Genomic DNA, 24132 nt, shown 5'->3' with positions numbered 1-24132 from the left:
AAGAAAATATTAAAAACCCTTAAAGTTAGAAAAAGCCGGTCATTTGATCGGCTTTTTTATTGATTTTTAACCATCTTGTTAAAAAAATAACCAAACAACCTAAAGTTAGCGATTTTTATTAAAATAAGGGTTGACGAAAATAAGAGGAGTGCATAGAATGCGCCCCGCAGTTGAGGCAAACATGTCGACGCTGTAGTTGATAACAGTTCTGTAATATGGGGCTATAGCTCAGCTGGGAGAGCGCTACACTGGCAGTGTAGAGGTCAGCGGTTCGATCCCGCTTAGCTCCACCAGTATTATATTATAGAATTGAGATTAATAAGTCCTGTGCTCCCATCGTCTAGAGGCCTAGGACACCGCCCTTTCACGGCGGTAACAGGGGTTCGAATCCCCTTGGGAGTACCACTTATTATAATCAACAGTTAATTGTCCTGTGCTCCCATCGTCTAGAGGCCTAGGACACCGCCCTTTCACGGCGGTAACAGGGGTTCGAATCCCCTTGGGAGTACCATCAATTAACAACAAGTTTAAGTCTTAGTGCTCCCATCGTCTAGAGGCCTAGGACACCGCCCTTTCACGGCGGTAACAGGGGTTCGAATCCCCTTGGGAGTACCACTTAAATTTAAAACAGTTAAAAAGTCCTGTGCTCCCATCGTCTAGAGGCCTAGGACACCGCCCTTTCACGGCGGTAACAGGGGTTCGAATCCCCTTGGGAGTACCACTTTTTAAACGTTATACTTCTTCAAAACTTCAAAACTTCAAAACTTCAAAACTTCAAAACTTCAAAACTTCAAAACTTCAAAACTTCAAAACTTCAAAACTTCAAAATTTATTTGTCATTGTATTTTAATACGTAATCTATAAAAAAACGCCGAAACTAAGTCGACGCTTTCTTTGGTTTAAAATTAAATACCTTATTCGGCAATTAATGACTCAATCACTTCTTTCATTTCATCTCTTATGATTACTTGCGCACTAACATTTGGGTGAATACCGTCTGGCATCATGTAGTTTTTATTCATAGCTACTTTTTCCATAAAGAAGGGCAGTAGTTTAATGCTGTTAGTTTTCGCTAAGTCTTTATAAACGTCCTCAAACATAGTTGTATAACGTTTACCGTAGTTTGGTGGTATTCGCACTTGCATCAATGCAACATTTACATTGTGACTTTTCACTTCATCAATCATTAACTGTAAATTTGTTTTAAGTGTTGATATCGGAAAGCCGCGTAAGCCATCATTGCCACCAAGTTCTAAAATAACCCAGTCGCCTTCGTTTAATTCTTGTCTTTTCATAACAGAGGCGAGCCTCGCTACACCACCTCCAGTGGTTTCACCACTTATACTCGCATTGACTAAATTTATTCCTGCGTTTTCTGTTACAAAAGTTTGCGATAAAAGGTAAGGCCAACTTTGCTCTGTTTTCATCCCGTAACCTGCGCTAACACTATCGCCATACATAAGTACTTTTGTCGATTTAGCATGAGAGGCAATCGAAAATGTGAAAAGTAGCGTAAATAGTACAAATAGGAAGCTTGTGTTGTTTAACGAGTTTCTTTTACTATATAAATTCATTGCTTTGATTGGATCCTATTTTCATGAATAAAGATGCTTTACCAGCGCTAGTCGCCAATAATATTAGTAAGACAGTTATATTGTCTAATTCTTCAAGTAACAACGCAGACGCTGAAAAAAAGATCACTATCATAAGTGATATTGAACTTTCAATCGAGCATGGTGAGTCAGTTGCCATTGTCGGCGCTTCAGGATCTGGTAAATCGACGCTGTTAGGGCTCTTAGCTGGACTGGATTTGCCAACAACGGGCGCAATTGAATTCTACGGTAAACAAATTCAAATTTTAGACGAAGAAGATCGTGCTGCAATAAGACGTTCTGATATCGGTTTTATCTTCCAACAATTTTTGTTAGTGCCGAGTTTAACCGCGCTTGAGAATGTAATGCTGCCAGCAGAGCTGTCGGATAATAATGAAATTAGAACAAAAGCGAAAGAAAATGCACAGAAGTGGTTAGATAAAGTGGGGTTAAGCCATCGTTTAGATCACTTTCCAAATCAGTTGTCAGGCGGCGAACAACAGCGTGTTGCAATAGCGCGTGCCTTTATCACAGAACCTAAATTATTGTTTGCAGACGAACCATCTGCAAACTTAGATTCTGTTAACGGCCATTTAGTGGAAGACCTGTTGTTTGAGTTGAATAAAAGTGCCAATACCACATTAGTATTAGTGACTCACGACCCGGCATTAGCCAAGCGCTGTGAAAAAACATACATCATTAAAGATGGCCACTTATCTTTGCAGGAAGTGCCAAAACCAAAACTTGCCGATGTCACACCTATTCAAAAGGCTAAACAAGATGCAAAGTAAGTTATTAACCTGGCTTGGGCTGTCATTTAGACTCTTTAAACGAGAGTTTGGTCGCGGTGAGCTTACTGTAATCGCCTTGTCTATTGTTTTAGCGGTTTCGTCGGTTATGGCGTTAAGTAGTTTAACGGATAGAGTACAAGCCTCTATTTTAATGAAAAGTGCCGAGTTTTTAGCAGCAGACAAGGACTTAGTGAGTCCAACTGAAATAAAAAAAGAAGTTTATGAATATGCTGAATCCCTGAATATTAGAACCGATAAGCATATTTATTTCTCATCAATGGCCTTTGCCGGCGACAAGATGAATCTTGCGGTGGTAAAAGCCGTAACTCAAAACTATCCACTGCGTGGAGAATTGTTTATTGAGCCTTTGAATGAGGAAAGTGAAATTTTTAAGGCAAAAGGACCAGAGGTAGGGAATGTTTGGATAAGTAAAAGACTGTATTTTGCCTTAGGACAGTCAAGTCAAATAGATGTTGGCGAAGGAACATTTGCGGTATCTGGCATTATCGATGCTGAGCCTGATGCACCTTTCCAGGTATTTAACTCGGGCACTAGGGTGATCATGAACATCAATGACATTCCTAAAACCGAAGTGATTCAGCCTGGCAGCCGAGTTACATATGCAGGGCTGTTCGCTGGTGAACCACAAGCACTTGAAGAGCTAGAGTCATGGGTAAAACCTCAGCTTTCTGAAAGTCAGAAGTTTAGAGGTGTTAAAGAAGGTGCCTCTAATATTACTAGCTCATTAGAGCGTGCTGAGAGCTTTCTCATGCTTGCCGGTGTGTTGGGTGTATTGTTAGCGGCTGTTGCAATATCGGTATCAGCTAGGCTTTATAGCCAACGTCATTTAGATTCAATTGCCATTATGAAAACTTTAGGCGCCAGTGTTCGTCAGGTGCAGGTTATTTATTTAACGCAACTTTGTTTAATCGCGGTAGTTAGTATTTTGATTGGTCTAGTTGTTGGTTCGGGCTTACAAAATATCGCTCTGATCTCATTAGCTGAATACCTTCCTAAAGACATTCCTGACATTGGGTATCGTCCTTTTGTAGTCTCAATTGTTACTGGTTTTGTTTGTGCGCTGATGTTTTCAGTACCCGCATTGCTTAAACTATTTAATGTACCGCCGCTGCGAGTCTTACGCCGTAACTTAGGAGACGGAGTCTCATCGTCTATAAGCGCACAGGCTATTATGGCCACTACAACCATTGGACTGGTGTGGTTTTACAGCCAAGACATTAAACTCACTGGCATTGTATTAGGTGCAGGATTAGTTTTAAGCGTATTAATCATCCTAGTTTCTAGACTCTTGTTAGTAGCCTGTAGAAGCGCGAGTAAACGTATTGATAATCCATCTCTTAAACTTGCGATTGCATCATTGCAACGACGTTCAAAGGAAAATGTATCTCAGGTTATCGGGTTTACGCTGGCAATTATGCTTGTCCTAATTTTGTTTTCACTGAAAAACTCAATTATACAAGAGTGGCAGGAACAAATCCCTCAGGGAGCGCCCAACCATTTTATAATTAATATTTCGCAACAAAACATTGAGAAAATTGAGCAAAGGTTTAGTGAAAAAGGAATTCAACCAGAACAGTTTTATCCAATTATTCGCGGCAGATTGACTCAAATTAATGATGAAGTTCTTAAGCAAAAACGCCCAGAAGAAGCTGATGATGGTGCTAAATTTAAAGGCAAAGGTGAGTTTGACGACAACAGCGAAACAGCTAATAAAACACAAGAACAAGCAAACAAGGACAAAGAAGAAGCCAGAAACCGGCTTTGGACGTGAACTCAATTTAACCTTTACAGACAAGTTCCCTAATAACAATGAACTTATTGAAGGTACTTGGATGCCACAGGATGTGCAAAAGCAAGTGTCTGTGGAAGCTAAAGTTGCAGAGCGTCTTGAGTTAAAGCTAGGCGATGAACTGAGCTTTTTAATTGGTTCCCAAACTGTCAGGGCAACTGTAACGAGTATTAGAAAGGTTGATTGGAACAGCCTACAACCTAACTTCTACATGATATTCAGTGATGATGTTATTGCAGATTTTCCAGCGACCTATATCACGTCTTTTTACTTAGCCAAAGAAGATAAGCTTTGGTTAAACGAGCTTTTAGCAGATTATCCAACCCTAAGCATTATTGATGTTGCAGCCATGCTTGAGCAAATACAAAGTGTAATAGCCCAAGTATCAGTAGCGATTCAGTTTGTATTGCTAATAGTAGTAATAGCGGCGACTTTAGTGCTAGTGGCACAAGTGCAGTCTTCTTTAGATGAACGTAAAAAGGAAACCGTCATTTACAGAACAATTGGCGCAAAGGGCAGTGTTATTCGAAATGCAATATCCTACGAGTTTATTAGCCTAGGTGCTATCTCTGGCTTTATTGCGGCTTCGGTAGCTGAGTTTAGTTTATATCTACTGCAAACTTACTCTTTTAAAATGACTTGGGTATTGCACTGGGAGTTGTGGATGATAGGGCCTTTATCTGGCGCTTTATTTGTTGCGGTGGTTGGCTCACTAAGCACACGTTCTTTATTAAAAATTACACCTAGTGAGTTAATTAGACAATTGGCTTAACGGTTTGTTAACTAAGGAAACAGCCATTAAACGCTTTTGGTTATTCTTCCAAAAGCGTTTCTGCCACTTGACCAATACCATCATTACGTAATGGCTGAGACAGCTCTGCACGCTTAGAGTCAATTAAACTAATGCCTTCAACAATTAAGTCGTAAGCCTTCCACTCACCCGTTTTGCTGTTTTTTCGTAGCTTAAATATCATCGATAATGGCTTACCGCCTGGTTGTAATAATTCAGTTCTAACCGCCACCATTTTTTGATTCGATACGTCTCTTTTCGGCTCATATCTAACTTCTTGGTTATTGTATTGCACTAACGCTGAAGAATACGTATCTACTAAGTTTCTTTCCATCGCATCAACAAATAAATCACGCTCTTCTTTTGTAGATTGCTTTAGTTGCGGACCTAAAATTTTATAAGCAGCAAAACGTACATCAACAAAAGGTAAAAGTTGTTGTCTAACTATTAATTGCATTAGTTCTTTGGTTGTTTTTTCATCACCTTGCGCTTTTGCATTAGTAACTGATTTAAAAACGACTTTAGATAAAGACTCAACAATGTCATAAGGTGAACTGTCAGGCGCTATTTGTTCAATTTCGGCTTTATATTTTGAAGTGAGTTCTTCAGCATTGTAGTCTTTTGACTGAGCTGTAAATGAAAATGATGAAGCCAGCAATAAGAGAGTAGTTAGTGTAGTTGATACAATACGCATGTTTTATGTCCTTAGATTTTGAATATGCGATTGTAATACCGACCGCTCGGTATGTAAATGCAAATTTATCCTAAAATCTTATAATTTAATGGAATAACTTAAAGTTATAGGAGGTACGAAGGTTATGCCTTTTTTCTCACTTCTTTTATTAGATAATTGTAGTTCAAAATTTTGGTAGGGGTAGTTATGCGATTTGTTGATTCACATTGTCATTTAGACAGAATTGATTTGGAAAAAGAGAAGATCGACTTTGGTACTTTGTTTGAAAACGCTCAAGCAAATAATGTGGATCATATGTTGTGCGTTGCTATCTCACTAGATCAGTTCCCTGCCATGGTAGAAAAGTCTAAAGATTATAATAACGTTTCTTTCTCTTGCGGTGTGCATCCATTGCATGTTGGTGAAGATAAAAACTTTACGTTAATGGACTTACATGAGCTAGCTTCAGATCAAAGGGTTGTTGCCGTTGGGGAAACTGGCTTAGATTATTATTATTCTAAAGACTCTATTGCTGAACAACAAAAGGCGTTTGCCCATCATATTGAAGTTGGAAACAAACTAAACAAACCTATTATTGTCCACACTCGCGACGCTCGAGAAGATACAATTGCAATCTTGAAAGAGCAAAACGCAGATAAATGCAGAGGCGTACTTCATTGTTTCACAGAGTCTTGGGAAATGGCCAAGCAAGCAATGGATCTTAACTTCTACATTTCAATTTCGGGAATCGTCACCTTTAAAAGCGCAGCTGAGCTTCAGGATGTAGTGAGAAAAATGCCTTTAGATAGGTTGTTAATTGAAACAGATTCACCTTATCTAGCGCCCGTTCCATACCGAGGTAAACAGAACCAACCGGCCTATGTAAAACATGTTGCAGAGTTTGTAGCGCAATTGAAAAATATTTCGGTTGAAGAAGTCGCTGAGCAAACGACACAAAACTTCAAAGACTTATTTACCACGGCAAAATTATAGGCAAAAAAAAGCCCAGAACGATTCCTGATCTGGGCGAGGGGAATGGCTCATTAAGAGCCGTGCGCTAAAACTTGTGTACTTAATCTTAATTTTGTCAAATTCATTAATATCTGACTAACTGAGATTAAGATTAGCTGAATTATTTTTTTTATTAAAGTTGTACTGCTGTATTTTTTTTACTTTCACATTCAGTAGTCTTATTAGAAGTGAAAACTTATTAAGCTCCTTGTTAACTGCTTTTCCTCAGGTTATCCACAGGTTTGCTTTGTTATAAGTAGTGCTCAATAATACGCCATTGTAATCTTTTATTTACAATTTGTGTGTTTTTTATATTAGCGCCCAGATTTTTTTTGCAGCAGGCCCTAGACTTTTGTACCTGTTTTTGACAATTCGAATTTCATTGCTTATGGGAGATGAATTTTTATCTATTGGAAATCTAAAAAAACGAGATTCCATGTCAGAACTCCAATAACTATCAGTTATCGGACCCCAACCAAGTTTAGCGTTTAACGCCGCTAGCATTGCGGTTAAGTTATTTACTTTAACTATACTGCGGCCAATGGGTTTCATTATTTTAGTGTGATTAGGTTTGACGCTAAATTCGGTAGGAACAATCTGCGGCAATTGCATCAGGACTTGCTCTGTTACGTCGGATTCTTTGGTGATGCCCAAAGTAGCCGCTAAATCTTTATGAATACAATAAAACATACTCATTGTTTTTACTGTTTTAGACTCAAATTCACCTTCACTGGCAAAAGTAAATATCCATGGTGTAATCGCTAGTTGAACTTCCTCTTTTGCTAATCTTGTTAAACTGTTTAGCCTACTTTCTGTTTCTATAACAAGTTCAGTGTTTGGAAATAAAGATTGCACAGGTTGAAGCTTATTTATTATTGAAGCAATGTTAGCCGTATCTTCTATCGCAATAGAAACTTTATGCTCTATGCCAGCAGTAAGACTTGTACTTAAGTCTTGAAGTTGATGCATTTGATCTAAAATAGACTTAGTTTTTTGATAATAGATATGTCCTCTGTCTGTTGCTTTTAGTCTATAGTTTGTTCTATCAAATAGTTGAAAACCTATAGATTCCTCTAGTCGTTTAAGCGTCATACTAACTGCTGGCTGAGTTTTTCTGAGTTGCTGTGCGGCAGCATTTATAGATCCGGTCTCAAATACCGTAGTAAAGGTTTCTAGTTGGTCTATTTTAATCATTAATCAAAGTATCCAAAATATTATATAGATGTTAATTTAATATAAATGTCAATTATCAAGATTGCTGTTAGAATTTATAAAATTGCTTAAATATAAGGTTTTTTCAATGGCTTATTCAAAATTAATAAAAGTAACAATGTTATTCACGGCGGTTATTGGTGTGCTCTTGGTTACTGGATGCTCAAATGAAAAAGAAGAAACTAGTAAAACGAGCAATATTAGGCCTGCAAAGTTGGCACAGGTGAAAAAGCTTCAAGGCGATACTATTCGAACTTTTCCAGCCACGGTTGAACCATCAATTTACGCTCACCTTGCATTTAGAGTAAATGGTGAGGTCGCAAAAATTTCCGTTGTTGCAGGTCAACATGTAGAAAAAGACCAAGTTCTAGCAAAACTGGATGACAGTGATTTTATAATTCAGCATAAGCAAGCATTAGCGAGATTTGACTTAACTAAGTCACAGTTTGATAGAGCCGACAAATTACTTGCAGAAAAACTGATTTCATCCGCGGAATATGATCAACTCAAAGCTGAATTAGATATTGCATCAGCCCAATTAGATGCCGCAAAAAACAATTTAAAATATTCTACAATCAAAGCACCATTTGCTGGTGTGGTTGCGCACGTTAATGTTGAAGCTTTTGAGTTTATACAAGCAAAACAACCGATTATGGAGCTTCAGGGAAGAGAAACAATAGATGTAGTAATTCAAGTGCCTGAGCAATTGATGATCAGGTTACCAAAATCCTCAAAGGCTCAAACTTACCAACCAACATTGATATTTGATGGTGAGCAACAAAAGAAATATAAAGTTACGTTAAAAGAGCACGACATTATTCCAAACTCTGCAACTAAGTCTTACCAAGTTGTTTTTACCATGCCAACGCCTGAAGACCTTAATGTTCTGGCCGGTATGACAGCTGCACTAGAAGTAGAATTAGATAAATTGTTAACTAGTGATGCTAACGCTCTCATTGTTCCAATTTCCTCTTTATTTGTGCCAAATAGCAAAGTAGGTGAGTTAGAAAACTCCAATGTAAAGTTTGTATTAAAAGTAAAAGGTAATATGCAAACCGAGTTAGTTAGGGTGAATATGATTGAAACAAGACAAACAGGTGTAGTGATAAAGCCGATTGAAACTGGTTTACTAACAAGCAGTGATAGAGTCGTTGCAGCAGGACCTCATTTAATATCAGAGGGAAGTGTGATTTCTGAGTGGAAGCAAGAGAGAGGACTTTAATAATGTCTGATGGATTTGATATTGCTCGACACTTTGTAAAACAGAAGACAACGTCTTGGTTATTTGCTGTCATTCTTTTTGTAGGCGGCTTAATTTCATACTTCCAGCTAGGGCAACTTGAGGACCCTGAGTTTGTACTAAAGCAAGCTATTGTAATCACTCAATATCCTGGAGCTTCTCCTGTTCAGGTGGAAGAAGAGGTAACTCACCCATTAGAAAACGAGATTCAAAAGCTCGCTTACGTGGATAACGTAAAGTCGATAACGAGTGCTGGTATTTCACAAATTATTGTAGAAATGAAGTCTACTTATCGAAAGACAGAATTACGTCAGATTTGGGATGAGCTGAGACGAAAAATTAATGATTATCAGCCGCAATTACCCGCTGGAACAACTGCACCAATTGTTAAAGATGACTTTGGTGATGTTTTTGGCGTTTTACTCGCGGTATCTGGTGAAGGTTACAGTAACGATGAACTTAATGATTATGTTGATTACATAAGACGAGAACTGGTGCTAATAAAAGGGATAGGCAAGGTTACAGTTGTTGGCTCAGAACAAGAGCAAGTTGTTATCGAAATGTCGCAAAACCGAATGGTGTCACTAGGGATATCGACTGACTATTTATATCAGTTATTAGCGCAGCAAAATGTTGTTTCTAATGCCGGTTTTGTTCGTGTTGGGGATGAAAAAATTAGATTTGATCCAACAGGAGAATTTGAATCTGTTCAAGAACTTGGTGATCTTGTTATAAGTCCGCCTGGCCAGTCAAAACGAATCATACTGTCTGATATCGCTAAAATTTATAAAGATTACGATGAAACACCAAGCCATATCGTGCGACATAATGGGGCTCCTTCGATATACGTCGGCCTTTCATTTACCTCTGGTGCAAACGTTGTAGATATAGGTGAAATTGTTTCATCAAAATTAAAAGAGCTAGAACTACAGCGACCTTATGGAATGGATATTAGTACCGTTTATAACCAACCTAAAGAAGTTGAACAGTCTGTTTCCGGTTTTATTCAGAGTTTGGTAGAGGCTGTAGTAATAGTCATCATCGTATTGTTGCTATTTATGGGCGTGAAAACGGGCTTGTTAATTGGTGGGATATTGCTATTAACGGTTCTAGGCACGTTCATCTTCATGAATATTCTAGACTTACAGTTACACCGAGTCTCACTAGGTGCGTTAATTATTGCGCTTGGTATGTTGGTAGATAACGCAATTGTTATTGTTGAAGGTATTTTAGTTGGTATGCACAGAAAAATGAGCAAAGCGGATGCTGCTAGCTTAATTGTGCGTCAAACAAAGTGGCCACTATTAGCTGCAACCTTTATTGCAATTATTGCTTTTGCTCCAATTGGTTTATCGCCAGATGCAACAGGGGAATTTGCTGGCTCGCTGTTTTACGTACTGCTTATTTCTCTTTTATTAAGTTGGGTTACGGCCATTACAATTACCCCTTTTTACGCCAGTATTTTATTCAAGGAGTCCAAAGTCGACAATGACGCAGACGAAGAACCTGACCCTTATGCAGGCAAGTTGTACGTTGGTTATAAAAGTCTATTAATGAAGGCGTTAGACTTTCCAAAAACAACCATGCTGTCAATGTTTTTACTGTTTGTCGCGGCGGTTATTGGTTTTGGCTCTGTTAAGCAGTCATTTTTTCCTGCATCTAACTTACCTATGTTTTATATAGAATATAGGTTGCCGCAAGGTTCTGACATAAGAGCAACCGAAGAGACAGGTATAGCGTTAGAGAATGCATTAATGGAGCAAAAACAAGTTGAGTTTGTTTCCAATACAATTGGACGCGGTGCCGCGAGATTCATGCTTACCTACAACATGGAGCTTAACTATAGTAATTATGGTCAGCTAATTGTGCGTGTAGCTAATAAGGATGATCTAGAGCCTCTGATGACGTTTGCTCGCCAATATATTTCTGACAATTACCCAACTATTGAGTCAAAGCTACTTAGAGTTGAAATAGGCCCGGCGCAAGCTTCCAAAATTGAAGCTCGTTTTTCAGGCCCGGATCCAATTGTGCTTAGAGGCCTTGCAAATCAAGCAAAAAATATTTTGTCAGCAGAACCAGATGCTAGAAATGTATCTGATAATTGGAAAAATATGACAAAAGTAATGCGTCCTAAGTTTGATGCAATAGCAGCAAGAGAAGTAGGTATTACCAAATCTGCGGTCGATGACTTACTGCTAACCAACTTTGTAGGCAAAACAGTGGGCGTCTATCGTGAAGGCACTGAAAGGCTACCTATTGTAGTAAGAATGCCAGAACAGCAGCGAAATGTTATTGATAGCATTGAAGATATGCAGATTTACTCTCCAGTGTTATCTCAGTATGTGCCGTTGTCTAAAGTTATTTCTGATTTCACCATGGAATTTGAAGATCCAATTATTAACCGCAGAGATCGCAAGCGTACACTTACCGTGATGGCGGATCATGATATTTTGTCTGAGAAAACCGCAGCGCAGTTATTTGCGAAAGTTAAGCCAAAATTAGAAAAAATTGAACTGCCTATTGGTTATGAATTGAATTGGGGTGGCGAATTTGAAGCCAGTAAAAAAGCCCAAGCACCAATATTCAGCGCATTACCGTTAGGTTTTGCTCTGATGTTTATCATTACTGTTTTGCTATTCAATTCTTTTAAATTAGCAACGGTGATCTGGACCACAGTTCCGTTGGCTATTATCGGTGTTTCCTTTGGTTTTTTAACCACGGGTATTGCATTTGGCTTTATGAGTTTGCTTGGGTTGTTAAGCCTATCTGGCATGCTGATTAAGAACGGTATTGTTCTAGTTGAGCAAATTGAGTTGGAAAAAGAAGACGGTCGTACTTTTTATAATGCAATTGTTCATGCTGCGGTAAGCCGTGTTAGGCCAGTTTCCATGGCAGCAATTACAACAGTGTTAGGTATGGCGCCGTTACTTACGGATGATTTCTTTAAAAGCATGGCGGTGGTGATCATGTTTGGCTTAGGATTTGCGACAGTATTAACGTTAATTGTGGTTCCGGTTATGTATTTGCTGTTAATGAAATCAAAAGTTAAGACGGTTGAGAATTAATTTGGTAGAACATAGTGACTCTCCATACTAAAAATGGAGAGTCACTAAGCACCTATTGAGTTGAGCCTCATAAGTTTAATAAACAAAACTTATGAGGCTTTTTTGTTTACACGCCGGTTCTGGTGGCTTTAGCCGCAACAGCGTTAGCGCGTTTAAACAAGCGCTGTGTTCGGTCCGCTAGTTTAAGTAATAGCACATAAGCTAGAGGCACTAGGAACAGGCTAGTGGCAGTAGAAAATATGAGTCCACCCATGATGGCTATAGCCATAGGTGAGTATTCTGGGCTACCTGTTCCTCCAATATTAGCATCGCCAATTGCTAGCGGAACTAAACCTAGAATAGTGGTGGAAACCGTCATTAAAATGGGTCTTAATCTACTAGTACTACCATCAATAACCGCAGTATAAAGAGTTACGCCTTGTTCGCGTAGCTGGTTTATTCGATCGACCAGTACAATCCCGTTATTTACTACAATTCCCATTAAAATAAGTATCCCAATCATCACCATTACCGACATACTTGTTCCCGTTATCGCGAGCGCCCAGAAGGTACCAGAGATAGAAAACAGCAATGAAGTAATGACAGCGGTAGGTAATATCAGACTTTCAAACAAGGCTGCCATTACAATATAAATCATTATTAAAGCTAATAGCATATTAACCTGCATGATGTTTTCAGCTTCTGCCTGACGTTCAAAACTTCCAGTCAAAGACCATTTATAGCCAGTTGGCAGCTCTATTTGATTCATCATAGATGTAATACGCTCTTGAGCTTGTTCTAATGTCGTTCCTTCTTCTAGGTTTGCGCCAATGGCTAAATTAGTTTGTCTAAAGCGTCGATATATCTGGTTTAACCTAGGGGTAATAACAATGTCAGCTAGTTGGTCGAGGCGATAATCAATTCCATTTTTAGAAATTACAATAATAGACTTGAAGCGCTCTAGGGACTTTTCTACATCGTCGGCGAATTTAAGTTTTACCTGTATTTCTCCTGCATTAGGGTCTCTAAATGTTCTTAAGTTTAAACCTCTTAACGCAGATGATGCCGCTTGTGCAACTTCTCGGCTGCTCAAGCCAAAGCGTTGTATCTTTTCCCTGTTTACAATGATTTGAATTTCTTTTTGGTCGCCTGTTATTTCAGATTTTACATCTTGTAAACCTTTGGTTTTGGACAATAAAGGCACTACCTGATCGGCTATTTCAATCAGAACTTCCGTTGAAGGGCCAGCCAGACTAACTCTAACACCGCCACCATTGCCTTGGTTCCAGCCAAATTGCGGTTTTGCGATTACTAGCGCTGGCCAGTTTTCTTCAATGTGCTTTTTAATAGCACTTGGTGATTTGGTCAGCTCTTTGTTCATATTCAACGTTGAGCGAGCAAATCCAGCACGGTAATAAGAATAGACACTTTCAAACTCAAACAACTCTTGGTTCTTATATAAGTAGTTTTCCATTTGGATAACAGCTTGTTCTACTTCTTCTAAGCTTTGATTGCCTTGAATATTGTAGTTTAGCCACATCCTACTATTACTTACGCCATTTTCTTCATCGCTTGAAACCATACCTAAAGGGATGGCCATGGAAATAAACAATAAAAAACCAATAAAAAAAGACTTCTTCTGATTATTCATTACTTTCGTAAGTATATTTTTATAAAAAACATGAGACTTGTTGTTGTCGTTATTGGACTTTGGAATGTTTTTAATTTTACTTGTTAGTAACGGTATTAGGGTTTGAGCGATAAGAAGCGACGCAAATAGTGATATACAAATTGCAATTGCCACATGCTCCAGGAAAATGGTTACATCAATTTTTTTACCTATTATGTTGGGCAAAAAAACAATAGCCGTTGTACATGTGCCCGCAATAACCGCTAACGAAACATGGTTAACGCCATTAACGGTTGCTGTTTTAATATTGCTGTCGGATTGTCGCTCATGGAAGATAGATTCAGTAACCACCACGGCATTATCTACTAACATGCCAATTGCTAGCATGAGGCCCATCAAGGACAGGACATTTAAGCTATAACCTAAAACATACATTGCGCCTAATGTTATACAAATAGCAAAAGGCACAGAAAGCACAACAATAACTGTGGTGGCAAAGTGCCTTAAAAATGAATAGAGCACGACGATAGAAAGAAATGCGCCTATTAAACCAGCTTCCGTTAAATTACCAAGTGAGGTGGTGACATCTTCGGCTGTATTTTGCATTACAAAAAGTGAAATTCCATCAAACTGAGGATTGCTTTTAGCTTCTTCAACTACGGCCATTACTCGAGTTGCGACATCCACTAAATTGGCATTAGACTCTTTCATTACATCCATACCAATGGCATAGGTTTGATGTAAATGACGACCTTCTTCACGTTCAGGCAGTTCATAGGTGATATTTGCGATATCTTTAAGTTTTACGAACTCGGTAATAGGGGCGTTTTGCACTTCCTCTAAAGTTTTAAACTGGCCATTTGGAGATATTAGTATTTTGCCTTTTGCCGTATTCAGAAATCCAGCAGACTGACTAAAGTTCATGCCTCGAAGGCGGTTTATAATACTCGGTACTGACAGTTTGTAAGCTGCAATTTTGGTTTCATCTAAACGAATTGAAATCTCTCGTTTATCAACACCGTATAACGTAACTTGTGACACGCCAGGTACACGTTCGATAGGTCGTTTTAATTGCTTATCTAAAAGATCATAAGCAAAAGAAAGGTCGCGCTCTGATGATATTCTTAGATTAAACACCGGAAAGTCACCAGTATTAAACTGATAAACCATGATGCGCTCTAAATCTTCTGGTAAAAGCTCTCTGATTGCGTCTATCTTTTCTCTAGCTTCAATAGACTTTGCACTAATATTCTCATCCCATTTGAATGATAAACCAATATTTGCGCCCGATTCATTTGACCAAGATTGTGCCTCTTGAATGCCGGAAATAGTCGCCAATACCTCTTCAACGGGTTTTGTAATTTGACGCTCTACTTCAGCAGGCGTTGAGTTAGGGTAAGGTATGTTTATGAAAAGTTCAGGTATCTCAATTCCTGGAAACTTTTCCAAAGGCAATAGACGACTAGATATCGCCCCAAGCATTAACAACGATAAGAATAAAATTACCGTTGTAACAGGTTTGCGCAATGCAAAGGTAGCTAAAGACGTTGAAGTATTACTTTGTTGTGATGGCAACGACATGGTCATCTCCCTTTACTTCAAACTGCTTAAGGTCGAACAACCAATATAGGGCAGGTATGAACAACAGTGTTAATAGCGTTGAGAAAACTAATCCGAATATGACAGTTAATGCCATTGGTGTGCGCATTTCGGCTCCATCACCAAAGCCAATAGCAAGTGGTAATAAACCAAGTGTAGTTGTTAGAGTTGTCATGATAATGGGTCGCAATCGAGTTTCAGCAGATTGCTTTATAGCTTCGACTTTTTCTATCCCCTGTTCTCGCAATTGGTTAATTCGGTCAATTAATACAATAGCGTTATTTACCACTATGCCGGCTAACATAATAAATCCGATGAAAACGACAACGCTTAAGTTTGTACCTGTGATGAATAATCCATAAATTGATCCAGCGCCCGCTAACGGTACCGTAAACAGTATTATCAATGGGTGAAGTAGCGACTCAAACTGTGACGCCATAACGATGTAGACCATGAATATCGCCAGTGCTAATGCCATCATAAGAGAGTCAAACGAGTGTTGCATGTCTTCATTTTGGCCATCAATGCTGGTATTTATATTTAGCGGTAAGCCACTTTTATCAATAATGTCTTGTACGACTATTACCGCAGAGGCTAAGTCGCCTGAACTAAAGTTTACGTCAATTAAGGCAACTCGCTCTTGTTGAAGTCGGTTAATTTCACTCGGTCCAGTGGTAAGACTTATTTCAGCAACCTCTTCCAAAGTAATGGAACGATCAGCAGTTGGATTAATTATCAGTTGTCGTAAATCATTAATTGAGTTTCGTCTAGATTCCGCGGTTCTCACAAGAATATCGACTTTTCTATCGCCAATGACTAGTTTACTGGCGACTTTTCCGCCGACTTGTGTCGCAACAATTTCTGATACTTCTGATGCCGTAAGGTCAAGTTGAGCTAGTCGTGCATGATTAAAATCGAGAGATATCTCTGGATTGCCAGCTTTTAGTGTTGGGTTAATATCTGTAAGAAGAGGGTGATCTTTCATTTTATTAACCAGTTTACTGCTGGCTTTTTGAAGACCATTTAAATCGTAGCTTGTTAAAACAATTTGAATTGGCGCTTTAAAGCTCATTAGTTGAGGACGTTCAATAGTTGATACAACACCAGGCATTTTCTCAACAATAGCGCGTAAAGACTCAATGACCTCAGCTTCATTTGTTTTATCAGCGTCGCTTTTTAAGACAATATTTAATCGTCCCCAATTGTCACCACTTTGTGCAGGGGATGCATTAAGCAAACTGCCGGTACCCACCATGCTATAGGTTTTTTCCACCATAGGGAGGTTGTTAGCCACCTCGCTTAATGACGATATCTTAGAGCGAGTTTCTTCTAACTTTGCACCTGTTGGTAGTAAAATATCAACGTAAAACTCGCCTTGAGACATTGGTGGTAACAGCTCAGATCCTAATTTAGAAACTAAAGGAATAGATCCCGCAGAGACTAAAATGATTAATGAGATAACGGTTTTAGGCCAGTTTAACGTTTTATCTAAGGCTTTTTTATAAGCAAGGGATAGTTTGTCAAATAGCCAGTTAAATGCGGTTGCTGTTGGATTTAAGATAAACGACGCAATTTTAGCAACCAATTTGAAGAGAGATTTAAATACAATGACAAGTGCTAATGGGACCCAATAAATAACAGTTTTTGTTAATGCTCTGATTGGCCAAGTGAGTATATAAATTACATTAGCCACTTTGCCCCTTTTAGCTGGCTCTTTTTGTGTTGGTGCAACTTCTGGAATGTATTTATGCTCTTTCTTTTCTCTTGAAGCTAACATAGGGATAAGAGTGATTGAGACAATCAAAGACGCGAGTAGGGCAAAGGTGATTGCCATGGCTTGATCACTAAATAATTGGCCAGCAATGCCTTCAACAAAGGCGAGTGGAAAGAACACCGCCATTGTAGTCAGTGTAGATGCGGTTACGGCCATTGCGACTTCATTTGTTCCATTAAGCGCAGCTAGTTTGGGTGCCATTCCTTTTTCTTTATATCGAGCAATGTTTTCAAGAACAACAATGGCGCTATCTACCAATAATCCAATCGCGAGGGCTATACCGCCTAAACTCATAATATTTAGTGATATGTTGTTTCCATACATGAAATTAAATGTGGCGATAACAGATACTGGGATAGACAGCGATACAATAAAGGTTGTCCATGAATTGCGGAGGAATAGAAAAAGTACAAGCATGGCGAGCACGCCACCAATAATACCTGCTGTTTTTACTTCGTTTACAGCAGATTCAATAAAGTCAGCTTGATTATAAATTGTCTTTATTGCTAATCCATTTGGTAAATTGTCATTTATTGGCGCTAACTGATTTAATACTGACTTAGCCACTTGAACTGAGTTAGCGTCACCTTCTTTATAGAGTGAAATTTCAATACTTTCTTGGCCATCTATCTGAGTTATGGAGTCACGCTCCTTATGACTATCACTAACATAAGCAATATCACCAAGTCTTATTACTTTAAGCTGTTCTTGTTTAACAATAAGCTGTCGTATTTCTTCAACGTTTTTGAATTGATTTATAGTACGAACAAAATAGTCTTGGTTAATGTCTTTTACACGGCCGCCAGCCATGTTGATATTTTCATCTCTTAATCGTTGAATGATGTGCTGTAGCGGTATTTGATGGTGATTTAGCTTAAATTGGTCAATTTCGATGTGTATTTCTTGTTCTAAACCACCGCCAACTCTTACTGAAGCAACGCCTGAAATTGACTCTAACCTGCGTTTAATTTGCTCTTCAGCAAATATGCGAACAGATTTTAAACTTGCGCTTTCTTCATCGGAAGTTAAAGCTAATCTCATGATAGGATCTAAACTTGGGTTAAACCTTAACAGTACCGGTTTTTTGATATCTAGAGGCAGTTGCAGAATATCCAATTTTTCACGAACATTTAAGCTCGCCATGTCCATATCTGTACCCCAATTGAACTCTAAGATAACATCTGATTGGCCGGCTTTTGATATAGAACTTACTTGTCGGATATTTTTAACGATTCCAATTGCTTCTTCGATGGGCTTACTAATCAACAGTTCCACTTCGGAAGGCGCAGCGCCGTCATAATCTGTTCTTATAGTAAGAGTAGGGTAGGATAAATCCGGTAGTAGGTTTATTGCTAAACGTGACAGTGAAACCATTCCGAATAACATTACAGCCAATACAAACATCCATATTGTAACTGGACGCTTAATAGCAACTTCAACAATTTTCATGGTCTGTCCCTTTACTCTTGAACCGATACAATTGAAACTAATGCATCATTTTTCAAATTATTGTGGCCGGCCACAATCAATGTGTCTTCGTCTGAAACACCAGACAAAACTTCCACTAAGCCACTATGTCGATAGCCCGCTTCAATTTTTGCTTTAACGGCTTTGCCATCTATCACTTTATAAACATAGTCATTGTTATCGATAGAGATGACTGAGCGTGAAGGCGCTACTAAGGCATTACTATGTAGCCCTAGCTGAATATTCACTTCGGCAAACATACCTGGTTTTAATAAGTTGTCTGAATTCGCAACTTCAACGACCACTTTGAATGTACCGTTGTTTGCATCAATAACTGGACTTATTCGACTTATGTGCGCGTTAAACGACTGAGCGCCAATAGCAGGTAACTTAAGCTGAACGGGTTGATTCTTTTTGACTTCTGGTAACCTACCTTCAGGCAAATAAATAACACCTTCTAGTTTGTCTTGAGCAACAATATTGAAAAGATTTTGATGCTGATATTGGTGAACTAAATTACCAACCTTTACATATCTATTAGATATAAAACCGCTTATTGGGGCTAGTATTTCCGTTTCTTTTACGTCTAACGTAGCAATATCAGTTGAAGCTTGTAGAGATTTGTACTGCCACTCTAGTTTTTCTAGAGCATCAGCGCTAATAAGCGACTGATTTTTTGCGGAGTTTAAACGATGTAACTCACTTTTTACTTGCGCTAAGTCAGCCTCTCTTTGTTGCAACGCTAGTACATAACGAGATGAATCTAATTTTGCCAAGAGTTGACCTTTCTCTACAAAATCTCCCTCTTCGACATAAACTTCTTCTACTAAACCTTGGACCTTACTAATAACATCGGCCTCGGCTCTACTTTCAAGTACCGCGTTCGCAGCGTAATAGCTACCAATATCTTGTCTTGACGCTATCTCAGCTTCTACGGGGACCTTTACAATCTCTTCTTTTCCGCTGCGTTATCCGAAGAAGCGGTTGCATCTTCACAAGCTTGTATAGAAACAATAGAAAGTGATAGTAAGGTGTAAAAGGACAGTTTTTTAAGAAGGTGATAAGTGCTCATTATTATATTCCATTTTTAATGCTATTTATTACAGGCTCTATCGCATATGTCATGCCATTTATTAAAAGTGTTATATAACAGTGGCTTATGTTGTTTAATGTGTTTTTTTTAGAACTTTGTATTTAGTAAAAACTAATTAGTTGAAAAATTTGACTAAAAGTTAGTGATATTGGCTAAGTTGGTGGGAAGTAAATGTCTAGATCTAATTGATTTTAGGCATAAAAAAAGCAGCCAAGTGGCTGCTTTTTAATTAATAACTAGAGTTATCGTTTATCAACAGTTACGTAGTCACGCTTAGGAGCACCAGTATACAATTGACGAGGACGACCAATCTTCTGACCTTTTTCGCTTAACATTTCGTCCCAGTGGCTTATCCAGCCAACAGTACGAGACATAGCAAATATTACTGTAAACATGCTTGTTGGAATACCAATCGCTTTAAGAATAATACCTGAGTAGAAGTCTACATTTGGGTATAGTTTCTTTTCAACGAAGTATGGGTCTTCTAGAGCAATACGCTCTAGTTCCATAGCAACATCTAGTAGTGGGTCGTTAATTTTTAATGCAGTTAAAACTTCGTGACACGTTTCACGCATTACTTTAGCGCGTGGGTCGAAGTTTTTGTAAACACGGTGACCAAAGCCCATCAGACGGAACGGATCCGCTTTATCTTTGGCTTTTGCAACAAACTCAGGGATTCTATCAACTGAACCAATCTGTTGAAGCATAGTTAAACAAGCTTCGTTTGCGCCGCCGTGTGCAGGGCCCCATAAAGATGCAATACCAGCAGCAATACATGCATATGGGTTTGCGCCAGATGAACCTGCTAAACGCACTGTAGAAGTAGACGCGTTTTGCTCGTGGTCTGCATGAAGCATGAATATTTTATCCATTGCTTTAGCAATAATTGGATTTACTTCGTAGTCTTCTGCAGGAACAGAGAACATCATATGTAAGAAGTTTTCTGAGTAAGACAGTTTGTTTTTCGGATAAACAAAAGGTTGACCGATGCTGTATTTGTAAGCCATCGCTGCAATAGTTGGCAATTTAGCAACTAAACGGTAAGCGCTGCGCTTACGCTGAGCAGGGTCTGTAATGCTTAAGTCATCATGATAAAAGCTCGATAATGCACCTACAACACCACAAAGCATCGCCATAGGGTGAGCATCAACAACAAAACCGTGGAAGAAGTTTGCAATTTTCTCATGCACCATAGTGTGATGAGTAATTGTTTCTTCAAATTCTTCAAGTTTCTCAGAAGATGGTAACTCTCCGTGCAACAACAAGTAGCATAACTCTAAATAAGAAGAGTCGTTAGCTAGTTGTTCAATTGGATAACCGCGGTGTAATAAAACGCCTTTACCGCCATCAATGAAAGTAATCTCTGATTGACATGAAGCAGTGGCCAAAAAACCCGGATCATATGTAAATACGCCTTGAGCGCCTAGAGTACGAACGTCTATTACGTCGTTGCCCGCAGTGCCTGACATTATTGGTAAATCAAATGGTTCTTGTCCAGTGACTTGAACTGTGGCCTTTTTATCTGCCATGCATGTTCTCCTCGAATATGTAGTTGTTTTAATTAATCATAGTCATCAGTATAGAAGAAAATGAAATAATTAAATAAGTCATTAAAAAAATCACGCCATTGTAACTCTAAAGTAGAGTAAAAAGTCAATTTTATTGCACAAATGTTCAATTATTATTCACTGCTTCAAAAGGAGTGTATAATTATTGCGCTTTAACACGTTAAATTTAAACAGAAATTGATATATCTGAAATCGCTATATATACTGCATGTACTGCACTCGTATGCAGGTACTGTTATTGAGCTTTATTTAGAATAATTAAAAAATTTCAAGCTCGACAAAACCATTGGTGTACTTCAACGGTATACTCTATAAATAAACAGCTCTGATAGGCATGTAATCGTGAAAAAACAAAGACCTGTAAATCTAGATCTGACTACCATTTCAATGCCAGCTACGGCGAATGCGTCAATTCTTCACCGTGTAACTGGTGTAGCAATGTTCTTCGCTCTGATCTTCGTTATCGTAGTTTGGGCCATTTCTCTTCAATCTGCTGAAGGTTTTGAATTAGCTAAAGAGCTAATGCAAGGCGTAATCGGTAAGATTATTGCGATTGGTACATTGGCAGCACTTTCTTACCATATTATTGGTGGCTTACGTCACTTAGTAATGGATATGGGACATTGGGAAGAGTTGGAGTCAGGTAACCTAAGTGCCAAATTGGCGATTGCTATTTGGATTGTAACAGTAATATTAGCTGGAGTATGGATATGGTAATCAATCAAGCTTCTTTAAAAAGAGACGGTGTACAGGATTACGTATCGTTGCGCGCAACTGCGTTGCTGATGACAGCTTACACGTTCTTTATTTTATATGTGTTTTTATCGACACCAGAGATGACTTATGAAATATGGTCTGGTTTATTTGCCAATTTAGGCATGAAGATATTCACATTTATTACTTTGCTATGTATTTGGGTTCATACTCGCATTGGTTTGTGGCAAGTGCTAACAGATTATGTGAAGAATGCGACAGTTCGCGTAGTGTTAAGCTTTATTCTTAATACTATAGGTTTGGCTTACGTTGTTGCCGGTCTATTTATTTTGTGGGGTGTGTAGTGAGTATTTCTGTAAGAGAATTTGATGCCGTAGTAATCGGTGCAGGTGGCGCGGGTATGCGTGCCGCATTGCAAATTTCTGAATCAGGGCAGTCATGTGCCTTGATCTCTAAAGTGTTCCCAACTCGTTCCCATACTGTTTCTGCTCAAGGCGGAATTACAGTTGCATTAGGTAATGCGCACGAAGATAACTGGGAATACCACATGTATGACACTGTTAAAGGCTCAGACTTTATCGGTGACCAAGATGCAATTGAATACATGTGTAAAACAGGCCCAGAAGCAATCTTAGAAATGGAAAACAAAGGTTTACCTTTCTCTCGCTTCGAAGACGGTACTGTTTATCAACGTCCATTTGGTGGCCAGTCTAAAAACTTCGGTGGAGAGCAAGCTGCTCGTACTGCCGCTGCTGCTGACCGTACTGGACATGCATTATTACATTTGTTGTATCAACAAAATGTTAAAAATAAAACAACCGTTTACAGCGAATGGTACGCACTTGATTTAGTTAAAAATCAAGGTGGTGCGATTGTAGGTTGTACCGCGATAGATATTGAAAGCGGCGAAGTTGTTTTCTTCAAAGCTCGCGCAACTGTTCTAGCAACAGGTGGAGCAGGCCGTATTTATGCTTCAACTACTAATGCACATATTAATACTGGTGACGGTGTTGGTATGGCAGTTCGTGCCGGTGTTGCGTTACAAGATATGGAAATGTGGCAGTTCCACCCAACGGGTATAGCTGGTGCAGGCACATTGGTAACAGAAGGTTGTCGCGGTGAAGGTGGTTATCTGTTAAATAAAGATGGCGAACGCTTCATGGAACGTTACGCACCAAACGCAAAAGACTTAGCGTCTCGTGACGTTGTTGCACGTTCAATGATGACTGAAATTCGTGAAGGTCGTGGCTGTGATGGTCCTCAAGGTCCACATCTTAAGTTGAAACTCGACCATTTAGGTCGTGAAACGCTTGAGTCGCGTTTACCAGGTGTTTGTGAATTATCAAAAACATTTGCACACGTACACCCTGCAGATGAACCAATTCCAGTAATCCCAACTTGTCACTATATGATGGGTGGTGTACCGACTAACGTAAATGGTCAAGCTTTAACTAAAGCAGAAGATGGATCATTTAAAGAAGTTGAAGGTTTATTTGCTGTTGGTGAAATTGCATGTGTATCTGTTCATGGCGCAAACCGCTTAGGCGGTAACTCACTGCTTGACTTAGTTGTATTCGGACGTGCTGCTGGCCAATACCTAGAAAAATATCTAGGTGAAGGTAAAGGCGCAACTGACGTTTCTGAAGACGATATTAACGCAGCTCTAGAACGTTACAACCGCTGGGAAAACAACAAAGACGGTGAAGACCCAGTACAAATTAAGAAAGATCTACAGAGCTGTATGCAACTTAACTTCTCGGTATTCCGTGAAGGTAAAGCGATGGCACAAGGTCTAGCTGAACTTAAAGAAATTCGTGAACGTTTAAAACATGCGAAACTTTCTGATAATTCTAGCGAGTTTAATACACAGCGTATTGAATGTTTAGAGTTAGATAACTTAATGGAAACTGCTTACGCAACAGCTGTTGCCGCTAACTTCCGTACAGAAAGCCGTGGTGCTCACAGCCGTGAAGATTTCTTAGACCGTGATGATGAAAACTGGTTATGTCACAGCGTTTACGATCCAAACTCTGAAGAAATGAGCAAGCGTGATGTCAATATGTCACCAAAATACCGCGAAGCGTTCCCGCCTAAAGCGCGAACTTATTAATAAGGTAAATAACG

At 39.0% G+C, this 24132-nt stretch carries 17 protein-coding genes and 5 tRNA genes; 14 read left to right on the top strand and 8 right to left on the bottom strand.

What is annotated here, in order from left to right:
- Positions 1–217 precede the first annotated feature (217 nt).
- From GNP35_RS04905 to GNP35_RS04885, 5 genes are all read left to right on the top strand, one after another.
- Positions 218–293, top strand: a tRNA-Ala gene (locus GNP35_RS04905).
- A 36-nt stretch (positions 294–329) separates the two neighbouring features.
- A tRNA-Glu gene (locus GNP35_RS04900) sits at positions 330–405 on the top strand.
- A gap of 30 nt (positions 406–435) precedes the next feature.
- Positions 436–511 (top strand) — tRNA-Glu (locus GNP35_RS04895).
- Positions 512–539: 28 nt separating this feature from the next.
- Positions 540–615: transfer RNA gene (locus GNP35_RS04890), tRNA-Glu, on the top strand.
- Positions 616–645: 30 nt separating this feature from the next.
- Positions 646–721, top strand: a tRNA-Glu gene (locus GNP35_RS04885).
- Positions 722–914: 193 nt separating this feature from the next.
- Here GNP35_RS04885 and GNP35_RS04880 read toward each other — a convergent pair.
- Positions 915–1574: an arylesterase gene (locus tag GNP35_RS04880; RefSeq protein ID WP_155695032.1), complete on the bottom strand. Its 660-nt coding sequence runs from the start codon at positions 1572–1574 to the stop codon at positions 915–917.
- 23 nt (positions 1575–1597) lie between these two features.
- Here GNP35_RS04880 and GNP35_RS04875 point away from each other — a divergent pair, with 23 nt between their 5' ends.
- From GNP35_RS04875 to GNP35_RS04865, 3 genes are read left to right on the top strand one after another with little or no spacing between them, the layout of a single operon-like run.
- Positions 1598–2383, top strand: a complete 786-nt coding sequence (locus tag GNP35_RS04875) for an ABC transporter ATP-binding protein (protein ID WP_155695030.1) — start codon at positions 1598–1600, stop codon at positions 2381–2383.
- Positions 2373–4175 carry an ABC transporter permease gene (locus tag GNP35_RS04870; RefSeq protein ID WP_196492433.1) on the top strand — a complete coding sequence of 601 codons (1803 nt, stop codon included), beginning with the start codon at positions 2373–2375 and terminating at the stop codon, positions 4173–4175. The genes GNP35_RS04875 and GNP35_RS04870 overlap by 11 nt, the downstream gene beginning before the upstream one ends.
- Positions 4090–4965, top strand: a complete 876-nt coding sequence (locus GNP35_RS04865) for an ABC transporter permease (RefSeq protein WP_196492432.1) — start codon at positions 4090–4092, stop codon at positions 4963–4965. The genes GNP35_RS04870 and GNP35_RS04865 overlap by 86 nt, the downstream gene beginning before the upstream one ends.
- A 40-nt stretch (positions 4966–5005) precedes the next feature.
- Here GNP35_RS04865 and GNP35_RS04860 read toward each other — a convergent pair whose 3' ends face one another.
- Complete coding sequence (locus tag GNP35_RS04860; protein WP_155695024.1) at positions 5006–5677, bottom strand: MlaC/ttg2D family ABC transporter substrate-binding protein; 672 nt, start codon at positions 5675–5677, stop codon at positions 5006–5008.
- A gap of 186 nt (positions 5678–5863) precedes the next feature.
- On the opposite strand from GNP35_RS04860, the gene GNP35_RS04855 reads away from it, so the two are divergent.
- Positions 5864–6649 carry a TatD family hydrolase gene (locus tag GNP35_RS04855; RefSeq protein WP_155695022.1) on the top strand — a complete coding sequence of 262 codons (786 nt, stop codon included), beginning with the start codon at positions 5864–5866 and terminating at the stop codon, positions 6647–6649.
- A gap of 327 nt (positions 6650–6976) precedes the next feature.
- On the opposite strand, the gene GNP35_RS04850 is transcribed toward GNP35_RS04855, so the two are convergent.
- Positions 6977–7861, bottom strand: a complete 885-nt coding sequence (locus tag GNP35_RS04850) for a LysR family transcriptional regulator (protein WP_155695020.1) — start codon at positions 7859–7861, stop codon at positions 6977–6979.
- 106 nt (positions 7862–7967) lie between these two features.
- Between GNP35_RS04850 and GNP35_RS04845 the strand changes: the two genes are divergently transcribed.
- Positions 7968–9101 carry an efflux RND transporter periplasmic adaptor subunit gene (locus GNP35_RS04845; RefSeq protein WP_155695018.1) on the top strand — a complete coding sequence of 378 codons (1134 nt, stop codon included), beginning with the start codon at positions 7968–7970 and terminating at the stop codon, positions 9099–9101.
- Between the two features lie 2 nt (positions 9102–9103).
- Positions 9104–12184, top strand: coding sequence for an efflux RND transporter permease subunit (locus GNP35_RS04840; RefSeq protein WP_155695017.1), 3081 nt, complete (start codon positions 9104–9106; stop codon positions 12182–12184).
- 106 nt (positions 12185–12290) lie between these two features.
- Here the strand turns inward: GNP35_RS04840 and GNP35_RS04835 are convergent, their stop codons facing one another.
- The 5 genes from GNP35_RS04835 to GNP35_RS04820 form a co-directional block, all read right to left on the bottom strand.
- Positions 12291–15374, bottom strand: a complete 3084-nt coding sequence (locus GNP35_RS04835) for an efflux RND transporter permease subunit (protein WP_155695015.1) — start codon at positions 15372–15374, stop codon at positions 12291–12293.
- Positions 15349–18615 (bottom strand): efflux RND transporter permease subunit, encoded by a 3267-nt coding sequence (locus tag GNP35_RS04830; protein ID WP_155695013.1) that lies wholly within the window; start codon positions 18613–18615, stop codon positions 15349–15351. The genes GNP35_RS04835 and GNP35_RS04830 overlap by 26 nt, the downstream gene beginning before the upstream one ends.
- Positions 18616–18626: 11 nt before the next feature.
- Positions 18627–19556 (bottom strand): efflux RND transporter periplasmic adaptor subunit, encoded by a 930-nt coding sequence (locus GNP35_RS04825; protein ID WP_330997771.1) that lies wholly within the window; start codon positions 19554–19556, stop codon positions 18627–18629.
- A gap of 20 nt (positions 19557–19576) precedes the next feature.
- Positions 19577–19705 (bottom strand): hypothetical protein, encoded by a 129-nt coding sequence (locus GNP35_RS16015; RefSeq protein WP_269139920.1) that lies wholly within the window; start codon positions 19703–19705, stop codon positions 19577–19579.
- A 263-nt stretch (positions 19706–19968) separates the two neighbouring features.
- Entirely contained in the window at positions 19969–21255 is a 1287-nt protein-coding gene (locus GNP35_RS04820; RefSeq protein ID WP_155695010.1) for a citrate synthase, read from the bottom strand.
- 381 nt (positions 21256–21636) lie between these two features.
- On the opposite strand from GNP35_RS04820, the gene sdhC reads away from it, so the two are divergent.
- From sdhC to sdhA, 3 genes are read left to right on the top strand one after another with little or no spacing between them, the layout of a single operon-like run.
- On the top strand, positions 21637–22011 hold the full coding sequence (gene sdhC, locus GNP35_RS04815; protein WP_330997719.1) for a succinate dehydrogenase, cytochrome b556 subunit: 375 nt from the start codon (positions 21637–21639) through the stop codon (positions 22009–22011).
- Positions 22005–22352: a succinate dehydrogenase, hydrophobic membrane anchor protein gene (gene sdhD, locus GNP35_RS04810; protein ID WP_155695008.1), complete on the top strand. Its 348-nt coding sequence runs from the start codon at positions 22005–22007 to the stop codon at positions 22350–22352. Before sdhC ends, sdhD begins: the two co-directional genes overlap by 7 nt.
- A complete protein-coding gene (gene sdhA / locus GNP35_RS04805; RefSeq protein WP_330997718.1) occupies positions 22352–24118 on the top strand; it encodes a succinate dehydrogenase flavoprotein subunit in 1767 nt (588 codons plus the stop codon). Before sdhD ends, sdhA begins: the two co-directional genes overlap by 1 nt.
- The last annotated feature ends 14 nt before the right edge of the window (positions 24119–24132 follow it).

Origin of the sequence: Psychrosphaera haliotis (assembly GCF_009728465.1) — a bacterium.
In the GTDB taxonomy this organism is placed as follows: Bacteria; Pseudomonadota; Gammaproteobacteria; order Enterobacterales; family Alteromonadaceae; genus Psychrosphaera; species Psychrosphaera haliotis.
Note: the sequence above shows the minus strand (reverse complement) of the source record. Positions and strands in the feature narration are given on the sequence as shown.